The organism is Allocoleopsis sp. (genome assembly GCF_036703385.1).
Taxonomy (GTDB): domain Bacteria; phylum Cyanobacteriota; class Cyanobacteriia; order Cyanobacteriales; family Coleofasciculaceae; genus Allocoleopsis.
The window spans coordinates 1-19,126 of sequence record NZ_DATNPA010000224.1; the positions used below are offsets into that span (position 1 = coordinate 1).

Here is a 19,126-nt window from a genome sequence, read left to right on the forward strand (position 1 = left end):
TGTGGGTGTCTCTTTAATCAGAATCGGTGGGAACGCCGGAGTTAGCCCTAAATCTCGAAACTTGTTCGCCAGCAGATAAACCGATTCACTATCTTCAGCGCCCGACTCAAACACCCCAACGGATTGCTTGGCATTCGCCGCCGCTAGGATCGTGCTAATCGCCGTCTGCGCCTTTTGGGCAACTTCTCCCGCAATTGGTGGCGTGCCAATCACTAACCCAGAGGCGATACTGACCAATTCTCTCACCTCTTGGGGGTCAGCCCACCTTAAATCCATCATTTCCACGGCCACACCTGTTTTGGTGATACCGTGAGCGATCGCTTGGGAGAGGCGATCGCTATAGCCGTAATCCGACAGGTAAAATACAGCAACGGTTGTTTCTGCCTTCGCCTGTTCTTCACTCCATTGGCGATAACGACCGGTTAGTTCGGTAACATAGTGATGCAGTAGGGGGCCGTGACCGGTTGCAATGGTAGTAATCGCGGGCAACTGACTCATCCGCTTCAGGGCAGACAGCACCGATCGCGCATTCGGCCCCATTAAACAGTCATAGTAATATTTAAAATCCTCTTCAAGGAGTTCTAAATCTTCATCAAAGGTATGATCGTCGCAATAGTGCATCCCAAATGCATCACAGGTATAAAGAATCTGCGTTTTGGCATCGTAGGTGAAGATGGTGTCAGGCCAATGCAGATTGGGGGCAATCACAAATTCCAGAACATGTCCGTTCCCCAAGTCTAGTGTGTCGCCATTTTTCACAATGAGTTGCTTAAACGGCTGATGCACCCAATTTTCCAGAAACTGAATCGCTACCTTTGACCCCACAACCGTCACGTCAGGCGCTAGTGCCAGGATATCTTTAACCAACCCACTGTGGTCTGGTTCAGTATGACTGACAATTAGGTAATCCAGTTGAGTTGGGTCAATCTGTTCTGTCAGGGTATCCAGGTACAGTTGACGAAACTTTTCGTGAGAGGTATCTATCAGGGCAATTTTTTCCCCCTGAATGATGAATGAGTTGTAAGTGGTGCCATTTTGTAGACCGAATTCAATGTCGAAGCGATCGCGATCCCAATCCAGCGATCGGATTGCTGTTGTACTATCAGCAATTTCCACCGTCTGCATCGTCAACCTGCGCTTAACTCCCTCAGCCAGTGCTACCATCTGAAGCCTCCTTTTGTGCAACTCATACATCTGCATCTATGCTGATTATTTTTACATATCAATTTGAGTTGTAAAAATAGATATATCTTATGCAATGGTTCAAAAATTTCATTAGATCCAGCTCAGGAGTTGCAGGAGCCTCCCTTTTTGCAGGTATAGCTAAGGCTTGTAGTTGCTCTTGAGAGCGCTAAAGCAAGACCATAAATAAATCGAGTGAGTGACTCCGGATATTGGCGAGTTTTCCAGTAATGATTACCAGGACGCATTTTCAAGTGATAAACCTTCTGATATCCAACAGTTGGTTTCCGTGACGATGGTCTAATTTTCTCTCGTCTTGGTGTAACTCTCCGTAATATATAATGAGGTTCCTAACAGCGTGAGCGCTGATTTAATAAAAAGATTTAAACACTACCATTTTTTGACAGCTGTCAGTTCACCTGGGAAGCTGGAAATAGAATCTGTTGTAATGTTTTAGTGGATAGAACCCCAATGATTAAAACTAACATTTGGGTGTTTTTTGTTTTCTATGTAATTTACGCCCTAATTAGTGTACCGCTTTTCTTATCAACCTCTGATGGTTGGTTAGCCATTTTTGTTTACCTAATTTTTGGAACTATTTACTACGCTTTTACTTCTGTCTTGTTATTCCTAAGTGCAACTTTTCGCACACGTAGGGGACGAACAATCGTTAAAATCAATAAAAGTTTATTGCTAAAAATTATAGGTTTTCAAGCTTTTGTTGTTCTATTTAACTATAGAACTTGTGGTGATTCTCTCTGCTACGAGGGTTTTTTACCAAGCCTCTTGGAAGAAAGCAGTATTCCATTATTTATCACACCACCCTTTGTAGTGGTCGTATTCGCCCTGCTTTTATACTTGATTATGTTGTCCTTATTCTTACTAGACGTAGGATAAAGGCTTGAAGGTTATAGCAGTCGGCAAGGTGATCAGGACAAAGTAAAATACTGAAACCAAGACCCGTCAATATGCATCTCTTCTGCCTACTCCTGCGGAGAACGCTGCGCGAACTGCCTTCTGCCTCCTCGTATGAACTCCGGTGCCTTTTGCTATAGGTGATAAGCAACTTAGCCATTGAAAAATTTTAAAATTTATCTTCCCAAGCTGGAATATTGCTCAGCTGCTGTGACTGAAGAAAATAGCGGCTAAGATAATCAGACCCAAAAGGGCTAGGGGAACCCAGAGATTAGATAGCTCTATCATTTAGGATTTTTTGTCTTGGCTGTGACTGAGATGAATTAAAAATAATTATAGATATTTTGTAAAATATAAACCAAGCTTGATTGAAGGGCTAATATTATGACCTTCCCCGACTTGGTGACTTGGCTACAAGAACGAACAGCCTTCGGTAATTTGTCAGTAGAGGTGTTGAATGCGATCGCGCAAGTGATGCAAGAACAGGTAGTGAGTGCCAATACGCGCCTAGTTCTCGAAGACACACCTGTTGAATATCTCTATATTTTGCAGCAAGGACGCATTGAGAGCGATCGCGCCTCGCCCACGCTTCGCTATGGCTCTAACCCGACGAGTTCCCCTTGGGCAATCAGTTGGCTCCCAGGAGCCATCATTCATTTGCAAGAATTGCTATTTGACCAATCGGCTCAAAGAACCGTCCAAACCCTGAGCGAATGTCAGCTATGGGTAATACCTGCCGAGGGATTTCGAGAATTACTCGAAGCCTACCCCGAAATTTCCCAAGCACTTTCACCACAACTGGCGGCTGAACTCGCTCAGCTGTCCTCTCAACTGAGCTATGAGCAAGAACGTCAAGGTACATTACGACCTTACTTAGTCAATCGGGCAAAACGTGGGATTGTGGGAAAAAGCCGCTATGCCGTGCGCTTACGGCAGCAAATTAAAAAGGCGGCAGAAGATCGCAAGTCAGCACTCATTTTTGGCGAACCGGGACTGGAAAAAGATAATATCGCTACACTTATACACTTCGGTTCCATCTACCGACGCGAACCCGTAATTAAAGTCGATTGCAGCACCGTGCAGGCAAGTGGTGCAGAACTATTCGGTCGTGCTGGAGGCAAACCAGGCTTAATTGAAGCGCTTGGACAAGGCACGTTGATTCTCAACAATATTCAGGAACTGCCCCCAGAGTTGATGCCGATTCTCGCTAATTTGCTAGAAACGGGTACCTATACACCCGTTGAGAGAGAGCAAAGTAAGAACACGGACGAAGCCAATCCAAAATCTAAAATCCAAAATCCCAAATTGCAATGTCAGGCGCATATCCTGATGATCTCTGAAAAAGCCCTACCAGAGATTGAACACCAGGTTGCTCATTTAATTAAAGTCCCACCGTTGCGAGTCCGGAAAGCCGATATTAGCGACCAGATGGATTACTACATTAGTCTCTGGTGTCGGGCGAGAGGGATTTCTAAACCCCGTGTCACGCCAGAAGCCTTGCGCCGATTACAAGCGTATGATTTTCCCGGTAATCTAAGGGAGTTGCAAAATCTCGTAGAGCGATCGCTCGTTCAGTTGGGCAATGGCAAAGAACTCACGGAAGAACTGGTCTGGCCTTCTCAGAGTAAGAAAAAACAATTCCGATTAAATCTGCTCAATGCCTATCCTGGATTCAGGCGCTTTTTAAGGAGTGAGTGGTGGCCCGATCGCATAAACTACGGCTTTACCTTATGGTTCTTTGCCCTGATTGTGGTACTGGGATTTGTTGGCCCCCAAAATCGTCAGGAAAACTTTACCTTAAATCTGTTTTGGGCGTGGTGGTGGCCTCTCGTTCTCATTGGCTTTCCCTTTGTTGGACGACTCTGGTGCGCGGTTTGTCCCTTCATGATTTACGGGGAAATTACCCAAAAGCTTTCCCTCTGGCTGTGGCCTCGACAGTTGAAGCGTTGGCCTAGAGAAGCCGCTGAAAAGTGGGGTGGCTGGTTTTTGTTTGGCCTATTTACCTTAATTTTTTTGTGGGAAGAACTTTGGAATTTAGAGAACACGGCTTACCTCTCCGCTTGCTTGCTGCTGTTAATTACAGCTGGGGCGATGATTTTCTCCGCGATTTTTGAGCGCCGCTTTTGGTGTCGGTATCTGTGCCCAATTGGGGGAATGAATGGTTTATTTGCCAAGTTATCGATGACGGAACTCAGGGCGCAGCAGGGTACTTGTTCAGCGGAATGCACGACCTATCAATGTTATAAAGGCGGCCCCCAAAAAGGTGAAGGATTGGAAACGGCAGGTTGTCCTTTGTATTCCCACCCAGCTCAACTGGAAGATAACCGGGATTGTGTACTGTGCATGACCTGTCTCAAAGCCTGCCCTCATCGCTCCGTGGAGGTCAATTTGCGTCCTCCAGGAATTGAGCTTTGGACAACTCATAATCCCCGCACTTATGAGGTGGCCCTACTCCTATTGTTGCTCGGTGGGATATTTCTGCATCGGCTACCGGAGATACAAACAGAATTGGGCTTGTCCCTGAATTTGCAGGATTTTTGGCAACACGTTGGGTTGTCGCTTGCGGTGTTAGTGATTCCTGCCGCTATTCCGTTAATCGCCTATGCAGGAGAGCAGGCATTTTACCGACTCCTTCAAACTTTAAAATCTCAAATCCCCAATCCCAAGCCTAAACCGTTTATCGCGCTTGCTTATGGGTACTTGCCCCTAGTCCTTGCGGGTAACTTGGCTCATTACCTGCGCTTAGGTTTGAGTGAAGGTGGGCGTCTTTTGCCCGTGACATTTGCAACGTTTGGCTTGAGGGGTGAAAGTTTACCGATCTGGGTGGCTCATCCGGCTGTGATCGCCTTTTTGCAGAGCATAACACTGATTTTTGGTGTGGTTTTAACGATGATTCTGACGCAAAAAATTGCCTGTCAGCCTGTGCGATCGCTGCTCGCGCAGCATCTAGCTTCGGTTATTCTTGGTGTCTGTCTTTGGGCAATTATCGTTGGTTACTAAGTGAGAAAACAGATCAGAAAAAACCCTCAGCGAGTTGCCGAGGGTGGTCATCAGGGTGCATCTAATAATTGTTAATCCGCTGCGACTCTCACGGTATCCGGAAAAATCGAAGAGTTTCTTTGAGGCGCGATCGCACCTTTATCGAGGTGCTGGGTGCAAGGTGAGGAATCAAAAGAGACATAATCAGTTGATCAGTACAGTGTCATCCTCCTTTAGATTTAGGTTAGCTTGATTAATAAGAAACGATCAGCTCTCTTGCCCGCGCCACCTCTTTGCCCTCATGCCCATGCAAGCTCTCAACCGCTTAGCTGCCAGAGTTGCTGGTAAACTTCCCTTACAAACCGTCCTCATTGTCCCCTTCGTCGTGCAAATCGTTGGCACAGTGGGGTTGGTGGGGTATCTCTCCTATAAAAACGGATATCAAGAAGTGAGTAACCTTGCTACTCAACTCCAACTTGAAATCAACGCCCGTATCGATCAGCACCTTGATAGCTATTTAGCTATTCCCTCTCAGCTGAATAAAATCAATGTTGATGCTTATGAATTAAAACTATTAAATTTATTTGACTTCAAAAGTACAGGGCAATATTTTTGGAGAGAATTACAAGTTTTCAATATAAGCTACATCAATTTTGCGACTCCGAAGGGAGAATTTATCGGAGCCGGGGATTATGGGCAGGGCAGTATCCAAATCGAAGAAATTCCGAAGCATAGCCAAGGTAAATCTTACAAATATGATACCGATAAAAAAGGTGCCCGCACTCGCCTGATATCCGTTCAGGATTTCGACCCTCATAAGGAATCGTGGTATTTCAATGCCGTAAAAGCAGGTAAACCTGTATGGAGTGAAATTTATAATTGGGATACCAATCCTGAAATCATGTCTATCGCTGCCAGCTATCCTTTATATGATGAGAACAAAAACCTTATAGGAGTCACAGGCATCGATCTGAAGCTGTCGGATATTAGCCGCTTTTTAAAGAATATAAAAATTGGCAAATCAGGAAAGGCGTTTATCTTAGAACGCTCTGGACTATTGGTTGCTAGTTCTGTTAATGAACCCTCCTTCAGAATGGTCAATGATCAGGCCAAAAGACTCAACGCCGCGAACAGTGTTACTCCTGGTATTCAACGAACAACATGGTATTTGCAAAAACATTTTGGCAACCTCAATCGGATAGAGAAGAGTTATCAACTAAACCTAGACTTATCAGGTCAGCAACAATATATTCGAGTATCCCCTTGGCGAGATCAACTCGGATTGGACTGGTTGGTTGTGGTGGTCATTCCCAAAGCCGACTTCACGGAGCAAATCAATACCAATACTCGCACCACTATCCTGCTGTGTATCGCGGCCTTAGTTGGGTCAATTGGGGTTGGTGTTCTGACCGCTCGTTGGATTACTCAACCCATCCTACGGATGAATACGGCTGCCAAAGATATTGCCAAAGGAAAATGGGATAAACCTGTAGAAATCGAACGTTCTGATGAAGTAGGAGAACTAGCAAATTCCTTTAATACAATGGCAGCACAACTACAACAATCGTTTGCTGAACTCAACTTCTTAAATGCAGAGTTAGCGCAGCGTGAAAGCCAACTCCGGCAATTTTTGAATGCTATACCTGCGGGAGTATCTATCCATGAAGCGACGGGCAAAGTTTTGTACTTCAACCAGGTAGCAAAGCATTTACTCGGTATAGAAAGAATCCCGGAGGCTGCCAATGAAGAACTCGCCCAAGTGTATCAATTCTATCGCCAAAACCAGCTATACCCGACTGAAGAAATCCCAGCATTACTTGCTCTAAAAGGCGAAACGGTCTTTGTTGATGATATAGAACTTCATCGAGATGGGGCGATTATTCCCTTTGAGGTATGTGCTACCCCAATTTTCGACGAGCAAGGAAACATTATTTATGCAATCACAGCATTCCAAGATATTACAGAGCACCAACAATCTAAAGAACTCTTAGCCAGATACAACCGCACTTTAGAAATTCAAATTGCCGAACGTACCGCAGAATTAGTGGGGGCGAACGAACAATTAAACTATGAAATTGCCGAACGTAAGTTCCTAGAAGTAAAACTTCAGACTTCTACTCAGCAAGTGCGGACAATCTTTGAATCGAGCCTCGATATTGTACTCATTATTGATGAGAAAAGAAGTCTACAAGTGATACCGACGAAAGCAATTGACGGGTACGCTGACGACACCAATCTGCTCAATTGGATAGTCGCTCCATTCTTTCAAGAGCACACAGAAGAGATTTGGTTCGCTCAAGTACAACAGGTATGGGAAACTCAGCAAAGTATCAATTTTGACTATAGTCTACGCATCAATAACAGAGAGGTTTGGTATACAGCTTGCATTTCACCGTTGTCAGCTCATTCTGTTGTTTGGGTTGCCCGTGATATTAGCGATCGCATTCAGGTAGAACAAGCTCTAAAAGCGTCTCAAGCTCGATTTGCGGGTATTCTCGAAATTGCTAACGATGCCATTATTTCAGTCAACACCAAGCAACGAATCACTCTATTTAACCAGGGTGCTGAAAAGATTTTTGGATACAGGGCTGATGAAGTTTTAGGTCAGCCTCTCGATTTGCTCTTACCTGCTAGCGTGAGAGCCATTCACCATCAACACATTACTGCTTTTAGCGAATCTGTCAGTAAAGCGCGACGCATGGGAGATCGAAGCGAGATTTTTGCTCGCCGCAAAGATGGAACTGAATTTACCGCTGACGCCTCAATTTCTAAGCTGGAAATCAATGGGGAAAAAGTCTTTACTACCATTTTGCGCGATATCACTCAACTCAAACTGACAGAAGAAAGGCTGCGCCAAACCAATCAGGAAATGCAAGCTATTTTTGCCGTATTCCCCGATCTACTTTTTCGGGTGGCGCTTGATGGAACTATCCTGGACTATAAAACAAAAGATGAGGACTATTTATATTGCCCACCGGAATTATTCCTGGGTAAGAGAGTTCAAGACATATTGCCTCCCCCGGTTGGACAGAAAATACACGCCGCAGTTGAGCAAGTACTGGAAACTAATTTACCCATCAGTCTGGAATATTCATTACCCATGCCTGAAGGTGAACAATACTTCGAGGCTCGAATGGTTCGCCTTCACGAAAATGAAGTCATTGCTGTGACTCGTAATATTAGCAATCGGAAACTGGCGGAACTGGCGTTAAAAACCAAAACCGAAGAACTCGATTACTTCTTCAGTGCAGCCCTAGATTTACTCTGCATTGCCAACACTGATGGCTATTTCCTGCGCCTCAATCCCCAATGGGAAAAAACTCTCGGCTATCGCCTGGAAGAACTGGAAGGTACCCGGTTCCTTGACTATGTTCATCCAGAGGATTTAGAGAGTACCCTAGATGCGATCGCACGTCTAACCGAGCAACAAGAAATTCCCAACTTCGTGAACCGTTACCGTTGCCGCGATGGGTTGTATCGTTGGATTGAATGGTGTTCTGTTCCTATGGGCAACTTGATTTATGCCGCAGCTAGGGATATTACTGAGCGCAAACAAGCGGAAGAAGCCCTGCGCCACAGTGAAGCAACCAATCGCTCCATCCTTAGTACGATACCCGATTTACTGATCTGGATGAATCAGGATGGCACCTACCTGGAAATATCAGTGGGTCGAGATTTTCAACTTTTCAATTCAGAACAGTCCTACGTTGGCACCAACATTTACAGCGTGCTGCCATATCCTACCGCTCGACAACGAATGGAGTACGTGCAACGCGCACTGCAAACGGGTGAACTACAGGTTTACGAGCATCAGCTTGTCGTGCAGGGAGAAACCCATTACGAAGAAACCAGAATTGCCGCCAGTGAAAACGGTAACGTTTTGGTCATGGTGCGGGATATTACAGCTCGCAAACGCACAGAAGAAAGCTTGCAAGAGAGAGAGGAGCAATTGCAACTCGCGTTAGAAGGGTCTGGGGATGGATTTTGGGATTGGAAGATTCAAACAGAAGAGGTTTATTTCAGCCCCAGGTATCTAGAAATGCTGGGTTATGAGGTGGACGAACTCCCCCGAGAGTTCAGCACTTGGGAGCGGTTGATTCATCCCGACGATCAACCTTGGGTGATGGAAACTTTAAATGCACATTTAGCCGACAGCTCAGTTCCTTACAATTTTGACTATCGAGTACTCACTAAATCGGGGGAAGTGAAATGGATTGCCAATTACGGTAAGGTTGTCGCTCGTGACTCCAATGGTCTGCCGTTGCGGATGACGGGAACCCATCGAGATGTGAGCGATCGCAAACGCTCAGAACTAGAATTACAAGAGCGAGAGTACAGGCTGCGTACCCTTGCCGATAATCTACCCAATGGTGTAATTTATCAACTCGTTCAAGAACCCAATGGAAAGCTTTACTTCTCTTACATCACCGCAGGAATTGAACGCCTAGTTGGCATCAAACCGGAAGTTATCATGCAAGATGCTAGCGTCTTATACAATCTCCTTATTGAAGAAGATCGCTTGCTCAATGAGCAGTTAACCGAGGAGTCTAGGCGTCATCTATCGCTTTTTGAGATGCAGATGCGTAAGCGAACAGCTACAGGTGAAATTAAATGGTCTTATGTTCGTTCAGCTCCCCGTCGCCTGGATGATGGGCGAACCGTTTGGGATGGGATTGAAATCGATATTACCAATCTCAAGCAAGCCGAAGTAGAATTAGCAAAAGCTAAGGAAGCGGCAGAAGCAGCCAACCGTGCCAAAAGCGCCTTCCTAGCGAACATCAGTCACGAACTCCGCACCCCCCTCAACGGCATTTTGGGCTACACGCAAATTCTGCAACAGCACTCTAACAGCACCCCCAAGCAAAAAGAAGGTATTGACATTATTTACCAATGTGGGATGCACCTCCTGACGCTGATTAACGATATTTTAGACGTATCTAAAATCGAAGCTGGAAAGCTCGAACTCTATCCAGAAAACTTTAATTTTCCCTCCTTCCTCACCGACATCATTGAAATCTTCCGCCTCAAAGCTGAACAAAAATCCCTGACCTTTACCTACCTTCCCTTGAGCGAACTGCCCAGAATCATTCATGCCGATGAAAAGCGACTGCGTCAAGTCTTAATGAACCTGCTGTCCAATGCCATCAAATTTACCGATACGGGTAGCGTTACCTTCAAAGTAGAAATTCTAGAGGACGTAGCAGTCACTCCACTATCTTCAATCCAAAATCCAAAATCTAAAATCCAAAATCGATTGGTTCGCTTCCAAATTGAAGATACAGGCATCGGGATCACACCAGAACAATTGGAAAAAATCTTCTTACCCTTCGAGCAAGTGGGGGATAGTTCGCGCCGTGCAGAAGGAACAGGTTTGGGACTGGCAATTACTCAAAAAATTGTTGAACTCATGGCAGGTAACGTTTTTGTCGAGAGTACTCCAAAAACGGGCAGCCGATTTTGGTTTGACCTAAACGTGCCAGTCGGCTCGACGCCAATTAAGTCAACCACCGTAACAAGAACCGACCCCATTATTGGCTACTCTGGCTCTCAACAAAAAATCCTCATTGTTGATGATCGTTGGGAAAATCGCGCAGTATTCGTCAATATCTTAGAACCTATCGGCTTTGAACTCGAAGAGGCCGCAAATGGACAGGACGGATTAGAAAAAGCCTTAGCATTTCAACCCAATTTAATTCTTGCTGACTTAGTCATGCCAGTGATGGATGGCTACCAGATGACACAACAACTCCGCCAAGTCCCAGAGCTTCAAAATACAATAATTATTGCGATTTCTGCCAATGCATTTATCGCTGACCAACAAAAAAGCTTAGAATCTGGCTGCAACGACTTTCTCCCTAAGCCGATCCAAGCTGAAGACTTGTTAGACAAAATCAAGAGTTTCTTAAACTTAACGTGGATTTATTACAGTGAGAGTAAAACGCAATCCGAGGAATTAGGGGATGAATCGAGTCGCTACACCCAGGTTACCCTAACAGAAATGGTCATACCCCCTCCTAATGCACTGCTTGCCCTGTATGAGGCGGCTAATACGGGTTATGTGCAGGGTGTTGAGCAGGAAATCATCCGACTCCAGCAATTAAATCTCAACTATACTCCTTTTACAACCCGGATACTGGAACTCGCCGCCGATTTTGAATATGAAGAAATTGCCAATATCATTGACCGCTATTTATCAGAAGACCCAGAATACAAATAGTTCTGATTAACTAATTTTTTCTAAAAATGCAGTCTTATCACGAAGTTCTCCTTAGTCAAATTCTTAATAAAAATTTAACAAACTTTGATTTAGATATCGACAATAGCACCCAAAAAGAGGAAATTCTGGTGGTCGATGACACCAGTGCCAATCTGAAATTGATTTCTGATTTTTTGGGAGAGTCTGGGTTTAAAGTTCGGATAGCTAAAAGTGGTATCCAAGCTCTAAAACTCTTAGAAAGAGCCTCACCTGACCTCATTTTGTTGGATATTATGATGCCGGAGATGGACGGGTTTGAAACCTGCCGCCGTCTGAAAAGTTGGGAGAAGACGAAGGATATCCCTGTTATTTTTATGACGGCGATCGCTGATTTTGCCAATCCGGAGAATAAGGTCAAAGGATTGACGCTGGGGGCAGTGGATTACATCACTAAGCCAATTCAACTGGAAGAGATATTAGCCCGTGTCAAAATCCACCTGCATCTGCGTAGCTTAACGAAGCAACTGCAAGAGCAAAATGCCATCCTTCAAGAAGAAATTCGCAACAAGGAAGCCGCAGCAAAGCATCGTCAACAGGCAGAAGCCAAACTCATCGCGAGTGAAGCAAAACTAGCAACAGCCCAGCGAGTTGCCCATGTGGGAAATTGGGAATTTGATGCCCTGACCAAAGAGCTGACTTGGTCAGAGGAGCTATTTCGTATATTTGGTCTTGATCCATCTCAACCTGAACCCACCTACAAGCAAAATATTCAGCAGATTTATCCCGATGATAGAGCCTTGTGGCAAAAAAAGGTGAGGCGAGCGCTCCAACAAGGACAATCCTATAATTTTGATTTTCGGATTGTACGACCGAATGGTCAAGTCCGGCATATTGAGGGACGAGGAGAAGGGATAGTTAACGAGCAAGGGCAGGTGATTAAACTGTTCGGAACAGCGCTGGATATCACCGATCGCAAGCAAGCTGAGATGCTTCTAGCTGGACAAAATCACATCCTAGAACTCATTGCCTCTGATGTGCCACTCTCTGAAATCCTCGATACTCTCGCTAGGTTTGTTGAGCAACAATCTGGGAAGATGCGATGTTCGTTTCTCCTACTCGATCCAGAGGAGCGATTACGCTTCGGTGCAGCCCCCAGTTTGCCACAGAGTTACAACCATGCGATCGATGGTGTAGCCATTGGTCCGGAGGTTGGCTCTTGCGGTACAGCCGCCTATAGTAAAGCCACTGTAATCGTGTCTGATATTGCCACCGATCCCCTATGGGCATCTGGTCGCGATTTGGCGTTATCTTACGGACTCAGAGCCTGCTGGTCTACACCGATTTTATCCGCACAAGGAACAGTGTTAGGAACCTTTGCAGGATATTATGACCAACCTCAAAGGCCAACTCAACTTGACCAAGACTTGATTGCCCAAACTCTCTACCTCGCCAAAATTGCCATTGAACGTGAGCGATCGCAACAGGAATTGCGACAATCAGAAGCACGAGAACGGGAAAAAGCTCAAGAACTAGAGCAGACCCTAGGCGAATTGAAACGGACCCAAACCCAACTCATTCAAACCGAAAAGATGTCTTCTTTGGGGCGAATGGTAGCAGGGATTACTCATGAGATTAATAATCCAATTAGCTTTATTTACGGTAATCTTACCCCTGCCAAGGAATACTTTAAAGACTTGACTCAACTCATTGAGATTTACGAAAAAACTTATCCTAATTCTACCCCAGAAATTCAGCAGTTGATTGAAGAAATTGACTTAGAGTTTCTGATGGAAGATTGGTCAAAACTTATGCATTCTATGCAAGTAGGAGCTGAACGCATCGAGCAGACTGTTCTATCTCTAAAAAGCTTCTCTCGACTGGATGAATCTGCTCTAAAACCTATAGATATTCATGAAAATCTTGATAATACTCTATTGATTTTGCAACACCGACTCAGAGCAGAAGGGAATAGACCAGAAATTCAGGTGATTAAAGATTATAGTCAACTCCCACTGCTGTACTGTTATGCCAGTCAGTTGAATCAGGTGTTTATGAATCTGTTCGATAATGCAATTGATGCCTTGGAACACCAATCTGAATCTAGATTAATTACCATCAAAACAGCAATGGAAAGTGGAGAGTGGAGAGTTGAGAATGAGGAAGAATCCACCTCTACTTCGTCAGTGGTTATTCGGGTTACTGACAATGGCAAGGGAATGGACGAGGAAGTCCTTCAGCATATATTTGACCCGTTTTTTACAACCAAGGCTGTAGGAAAGGGTACAGGCTTAGGATTAGCGATTAGCCACCAGATTGTTGTGGAAAAACATAAGGGTCACATCAGTTGCCTTTCGACTCCAGGACAAAAAACGGAATTTATTGTAGAGATTCCAGTTAACTTGAATATACACGAAAATCCATAGAGACTTCCTGATATCGTTCAGTCAATGGCATTCTTTCCCATAAGGTTTTCATCTTCTGTTGCATAATTGGGATGCTTTGCAGCACAACAGCTTATGACCAGGCCCTACTGGATAAGGCGCTCTTTTGGGAATCGGCTTTTTTAGCTGGAGGGCAAGTTTTTTTAGTGCGATTTTTATAAACCCAACCGGATACTGGAGCACTAATTTCTAACCATCCATCTTTTTCTTGCCCAGTCACAGCGATTGGGGTACCTGGTTTGATCACTTCCCCAGTTTTTTTACTTCTAGCTGATTCTCGGACGTTGGATGATTTAATCACCACATAAGTACAATTATCTTTATCTTTTAGTGGCGCTGAATTATCGGTTGAGCCGGCTTGATCAGATTCGGATTTTGAGTCGGATTTATTAGGTTCAGGAGTAGTGTTCGCTTTATTCGCTTCAGACGTGGCGCTAGTTTTATTGGGTTCAGGTGTCGCGTTCGTTTTATTAGCCGTTGTCACCGCAGAAGGGGGGGGTTGACGAATTGCCGAAAAGATACCGACGCCAACGATAAGAGTTGCGGTGCTTGCCCCAATGATCAGGGGTAATTTGTGGGGGAATCTAGAAACAGAACCCTGCATCGACGGTGAACTGTTTTGCGATCGCAAATGATGGGCAGGAGAAACGGTTGCTGTTTCCTCCAGCAAATTGACCGAACGGCGAGTTGCCTGACCTGAGGGGATGTAGGATTTAACCAGTGACTGAATAGCCTGTATTCCCTTAATGGCAGATCCAGACCCACTTTGGAGCGTTTGCAGCGCCTTAGACGCAGATTGATAGCCACCTTGCAAGTAGTGACTCATCCTCTGTTTAGCTATATTTGCCAGCGCTTGCGCTCTGTGGGGATTGGCGATTGGTTCCAGCGCTTGCATTGCCTCAGCCGCTGACTGGTAGCGGTATTTGAAGTAGTGGCGTACCATCTTCGTCAAAACAGCCGCCAAGGCATCGCTAACTTGAGCCTGTTGCTGCCAGATGATTTCCCCCGTGTCGGGGTCTTCGGGAAATTGGGTAGGATTAAGTCCAGTCAAGGCTTGAATGCCAATCATACCGAGCGCATAAAGATCGCTACTAGTACGGGGTCTGCCTTGTCCTTGCTCACTCGGCATGTAACCTGGAGTACCAATAGCCACCGTCTCTTTGACCAGTTCTTGCGCAACGATGGATTGCATCTGCACTTGCTTAACAGCGCCAAAATCAACCAGAACGATTTTGTTGTCCTGCTTGCGGCGAATTAAGTTCTCAGGCTTGAGGTCGCGATGGATAACACTGTTAGTGTGGACAAAATCTAGGATGGGTAAGACTTCTTGGAGTAGTTCAATGACTTGGCTTTCACTCCACGGCTGACCGGGTTCCAGTTCCACATTGAGTGGATGTCCGTCGATAAATTCCTCTACCAGGTAGAACTCTTGGTTTTCCTCAAAGTAAGCTAATAGTCTGGGAATCTGGTCATGATTACCCAGTTTTTCCAGCGTTTCAGCTTCGCGAGTAAAGAGGCGTCTAGCTATTTTCAAAAATTCGGGGTCGCTAGAAGCGGGCTTGAGATGTTTAACGACACAAGTGGGATTGCCAGGTCGGCGAGTGTCTTCGGCGATGTAAGTATGACCAAATCCGCCTTGGCCTAGTACTCGCACCACTTGGTAACGCTGGTCTAGTAATGCGCCTATCATGGTATTGCTGTATTGCTTCCCCCGCATTTAACCGTTAGCATAATCAATTTTTCCATCAACAACCAACTGTTTCCGGATTTTTAATAGATAAGTGAAATTCCTATGAATTTCATCTCAAAAAAGATTAATCCCCTAACAATTTCCCTGATGAAGCTGACCCCAAGATGTAGGTAGATTTACAGGGGAATTATCGGGATAATGCCATAACCTTGTGGGTAGGTAAGGCTTGACTCCACGAAAAGTCCCTTTCCTAAAAGACTTATCGCAGTCTTTAGAAAGCTTCATTAAGGTATCGGAGTCATGGCTGAACTCAAACTGCGCCTAAAACAGGGAAATACGGAAAGAGTAATTACGGTGAATCGGGATGAATTTACGCTCGGTCGGTTGCCAGAATGTGACTTAAACCTGCCTTACGAGGGCATTTCTCGATACCATGCCCGCTTTTTAAAAACGGCTTCAGGAGTGTGGATGCTTGAGGATATGGGGAGTAAAAACGGGACGCAATTGAATAAACGTCCTGTGAACTCGCCTCAAGCGGTGAATGACGGCGACCTTATTGGATTGGGAGCTGTTAACCTCGTGGTTCTTTTGACCGAGCCGCCTCAACCTCATACGATAAATCTGCAACCCTTGGCTCAGGGAGCGACCATCCTTCGCAATGTCAAAGAATTGCAACAGCATTGGATACAAGCTGATGCTCAGAGTGATGATAATAGTCACAAAGACAAAGCGATCGCTCGTCTCAAAGACTTAGTGGAGATAGCCAAAAGCTTAAGTGCAGCTGAATCTATAGAAGCGATTTTCTCCCAGGTTCAAAAAGTCGTTTTCCGTTACCTCCAAAGTATTGATCGATTGGCGTTGTTAATTGATGTTAGTAGTTCAGGGCAACTGGAATTACTCAATGCTGCCACTAGAAACGTTACCCAACAGAATAATCTGGCACCCGATGGCAGTTGGATTAGCCGCAGCATTTGTCAAAAAGCATTTATCGAGAAAGTTGCCATTCAAACGGCGGATGCCCAACTTGACCAACGTTTTGAAGGGCAACAGAGTATTTTAATCAAAGGCATTGGTAGCGCAATGGCTGTTCCTTTATGGGATGAAAATAAGGTTGTCGGTGTTCTGTATGCCGATGCTCATTTTTCTTCAAGCCATTGGGCAGAGGAAGGAGAAGAAGACCTCAGCTTTTTTTCAACTTTAGCGAATTTAGTAGCTTCTAGCGTGCAACGTTGGCTGTTGGAACAGAAGCTTAGAAGCGAAGAAATGATTCGGCAAAGATTAGAGCGCTATCACTCCCCAGCCGTTGTGCAGCAGTTGATATCGGTAGGAGCATTGCCAAATGGTCGTTTACCTACCGCAGAAAGTGAAATCAGCATTCTGTTTGCTGATATTGTCGGCTTCACGGCTCTTTCAGAACGGTTAAAACCAGCAGAGGTTGCTCAATTACTTAATGACTTGTTCGAGGAGATGCTGCAAGAAGTTTTTGCTCTAGGTGGGACTCTGGATAAATATATTGGAGATTGTATCATGGCCTTTTTTGGGGCTCCTGAACCTCAAAAAGATCATGCAGACCGTGCTGTTGCTGCCGCAAAGGGAATGCTGACTCGTTTAGAGAATCTCAATATCAATCGGCTCTTGCGTGAACCTCTGCAATTACGGATTGCTGTTAATAGTGGGAAGGCTGTAGTGGGTGATGTGGGAAGCTCTCAAAGGGTGGACTATACCGCGTTAGGAGCAACGATTAATTTAGCCTCCCGTATGGAAGCCATCTGTCCCCCCGGTGGATGCGTTGTCAGTGAAGCTACCTATCAAATGTTGGCTCAAAAGCAAGGCTTGGAGGAGATGGGAGAACACCGTTTCAAGGGCATTGACCGACCAATACGGGTTTATCAGGTGTAGACAACTCAACATAATTAGTAATGACTAATTATGTTGAGTTGTCTAACAAGAAAAAACCCTCAGCGGGGGGGCTGAGGGCGGTCATCAGGGTGCATCTACTGTTTTTTTATCCGGCATGGATGTGAGGGTATCCGGAAAAATTGAAGAGTTTCCTTCATAAGGTTCTGGAACTGAGCAATCATCTAAACTCTCTTCTCGTTCTGGTGTTGGGTCAAAAATAATTATGTAGGTTATATGGGGCAAAAGTCGGCGGATAACTTGCAGATGGGCTTCGGCTTCATTGCGGCGACGAAAGCGAGCGACGATGCATCGTTGTAAGTTGGGCAGGGGCTTAATAATGCACCACGGATAAAGTTGGTCAAGGTAGGTCATAAAATTTTGGCGATCTCTTAATAAGGGTTGATTTCGAGGCCAGCTCACTCGTTGCCTGGTGCATCCTGTTGCAAGCCAATATCCTCTCCGTAGGGCTTTCCGGCTAGAAAACCTCTACAAGCTTGGGACTGCAAAATGGGGATACTTTCCTTGTGTTCTGAGTGCTAAGAAACTTTCCCAGCAACGCCGGCGGGTTGACGAGTTAATACGCTTTGAATGATTTTCAAGAGGATTTGACGGGAGCGATCGCTGCTTTGTGGGTAGAGCACCCAACTGCTGATCGGAGCGGGTTGATAGGTGAGCTGATAGCAATGGTTGGGGGCGATGTAGACAGTCCAGACGGGTTGCCTGGGTCGCTTGCGGAGGCTGTAGCCGCGTTTCTTCAGCGCTACGCGAATAGCCGCAATTTCTTGAGCAATGCGCAGCGCTATGGCCGTTTGGCTCAACGCTTCGCGAGCGATCGCTTTAGATTTCCTCATGGCTGGCTTGATTGGACTGTAGACACCGTAGTAGAAAAGGCGTTGCCAAAACAGCGCAGCCTGAGGTTGACATATTAGTATTTTTATGTATAAATTTACAGCTTACTGACCGGGCTTTTGGAAACACAGTAAGTTCAATAGCTTTGAAGGAATTTCCTCGAAATGCTCTAAAAGGAAGTCCATGATTGCAAGGTGGCGCAAATCGTTGGATGTGGGACGTTGATAGTTGCGACCTCTTGAGAACCAGCGTTGAACCGTAGAACTTGAGCGAGAACAAATGGCGGCAAGTTCCTCGTATCTTACAGACCATTTGGAATAGAACTTCCTGGGTGTTAGCCCAAGTTGGCAGTGGCTGTAGAGTGCGATCGCCTCTCGCTCTCGCTGAGTCAGAGTTCGTGGATGAGTTCTGTTTTCTGTTTCATCGCGATAGTGTCCCGGAGCAGTATGTACAGATTTACAGAAGCTAGGGACATCACTTGGCTTCTCCCAAGCCTGATGAGTGTTGGGTTCCAAATCTTTTTCCCAAGCCGTATCGGCAACGGTCCAAGCAGCACTGGGCGAGTCTTGATCGAGCTGAATGAGGTAGCAAACCGCCCATTGGCAGTGATGTCGGGCATAAAAGCGCCCAATCACCATTCCCCAGTCTGTTGTATGGGTGAGGGGTCGCCATCTAACGCGATCGCCTTCTTGATATTGGGGCGCGACATCATCGGGAAAGTGAGTGGGTAACTCTATCGATGGCGGCGGAATTTCTAAATGGGTCGGGTCAGAAATCACATGGGAGTCACCGTGGCGGATGGCATTCAAATAATTGGCGATTAGCTTGCCATTGAGGTTATGGGTTAAGCGCTGGATCAGGATTGCGGCTAGGCTTTCTACCTCTTGCTCGTCCAGGTTCATTATGGCGGCCTTGAAATCCTCATCGACGTAGTTGCTGATGCAGGACAACAGTTCTGTAATGCCGAAGTCGTCT

Annotated in this window: 10 protein-coding genes; 5 read left to right on the forward strand and 5 right to left on the reverse strand. The window is 45.5% G+C overall.

From position 1 onward, the window contains the following. On the reverse strand, positions 1 to 1,164 hold a 1,164-nt coding region (locus tag V6C93_RS10990), incomplete at its 3' end, for an FprA family A-type flavoprotein (protein WP_333476698.1). Between the two features lie 489 nt (positions 1,165 to 1,653). On the opposite strand from V6C93_RS10990, the gene V6C93_RS10995 reads away from it, so the two are divergent. From V6C93_RS10995 to V6C93_RS11010, 4 genes are all read left to right on the forward strand, one after another. Then, the gene (locus V6C93_RS10995; protein WP_333476699.1) at positions 1,654 to 2,079 is read left to right on the forward strand and encodes a hypothetical protein; all 426 of its coding nucleotides are present in this window, start codon (positions 1,654 to 1,656) and stop codon (positions 2,077 to 2,079) included. A gap of 402 nt (positions 2,080 to 2,481) precedes the next feature. Then, positions 2,482 to 5,097, forward strand: coding sequence for a sigma 54-interacting transcriptional regulator (locus V6C93_RS11000; protein WP_333476700.1), 2,616 nt, complete (start codon positions 2,482 to 2,484; stop codon positions 5,095 to 5,097). Positions 5,098 to 5,377: 280 nt separating this feature from the next. Next, positions 5,378 to 11,293: a PAS domain S-box protein gene (locus tag V6C93_RS11005; protein ID WP_333476701.1), complete on the forward strand. Its 5,916-nt coding sequence runs from the start codon at positions 5,378 to 5,380 to the stop codon at positions 11,291 to 11,293. 26 nt (positions 11,294 to 11,319) lie between these two features. Continuing rightward, positions 11,320 to 13,695 carry a response regulator gene (locus V6C93_RS11010; protein WP_333476702.1) on the forward strand — a complete coding sequence of 792 codons (2,376 nt, stop codon included), beginning with the start codon at positions 11,320 to 11,322 and terminating at the stop codon, positions 13,693 to 13,695. 91 nt (positions 13,696 to 13,786) lie between these two features. Here the strand turns inward: V6C93_RS11010 and V6C93_RS11015 are convergent, their stop codons facing one another. Next, a complete protein-coding gene (locus tag V6C93_RS11015; RefSeq protein WP_414644162.1) occupies positions 13,787 to 15,403 on the reverse strand; it encodes a protein kinase domain-containing protein in 1,617 nt (538 codons plus the stop codon). A 300-nt stretch (positions 15,404 to 15,703) separates the two neighbouring features. On the opposite strand from V6C93_RS11015, the gene V6C93_RS11020 reads away from it, so the two are divergent. Continuing rightward, entirely contained in the window at positions 15,704 to 17,302 is a 1,599-nt protein-coding gene (locus V6C93_RS11020) for an adenylate/guanylate cyclase domain-containing protein (protein ID WP_333476704.1), read from the forward strand. A gap of 84 nt (positions 17,303 to 17,386) precedes the next feature. Here the strand turns inward: V6C93_RS11020 and V6C93_RS11025 are convergent, their stop codons facing one another. The 3 genes from V6C93_RS11025 to V6C93_RS11035 all read right to left on the reverse strand — a co-directional run. After that, the gene (locus tag V6C93_RS11025) at positions 17,387 to 17,674 is read right to left on the reverse strand and encodes a hypothetical protein (protein WP_333476705.1); all 288 of its coding nucleotides are present in this window, start codon (positions 17,672 to 17,674) and stop codon (positions 17,387 to 17,389) included. Between the two features lie 164 nt (positions 17,675 to 17,838). Then, on the reverse strand, positions 17,839 to 18,153 hold the full coding sequence (locus V6C93_RS11030; protein ID WP_333476706.1) for a hypothetical protein: 315 nt from the start codon (positions 18,151 to 18,153) through the stop codon (positions 17,839 to 17,841). Positions 18,154 to 18,255: 102 nt separating this feature from the next. Next, positions 18,256 to 19,126: hypothetical protein (locus V6C93_RS11035; protein WP_333476707.1), on the reverse strand; the 871-nt coding region annotated here is incomplete at its 5' end.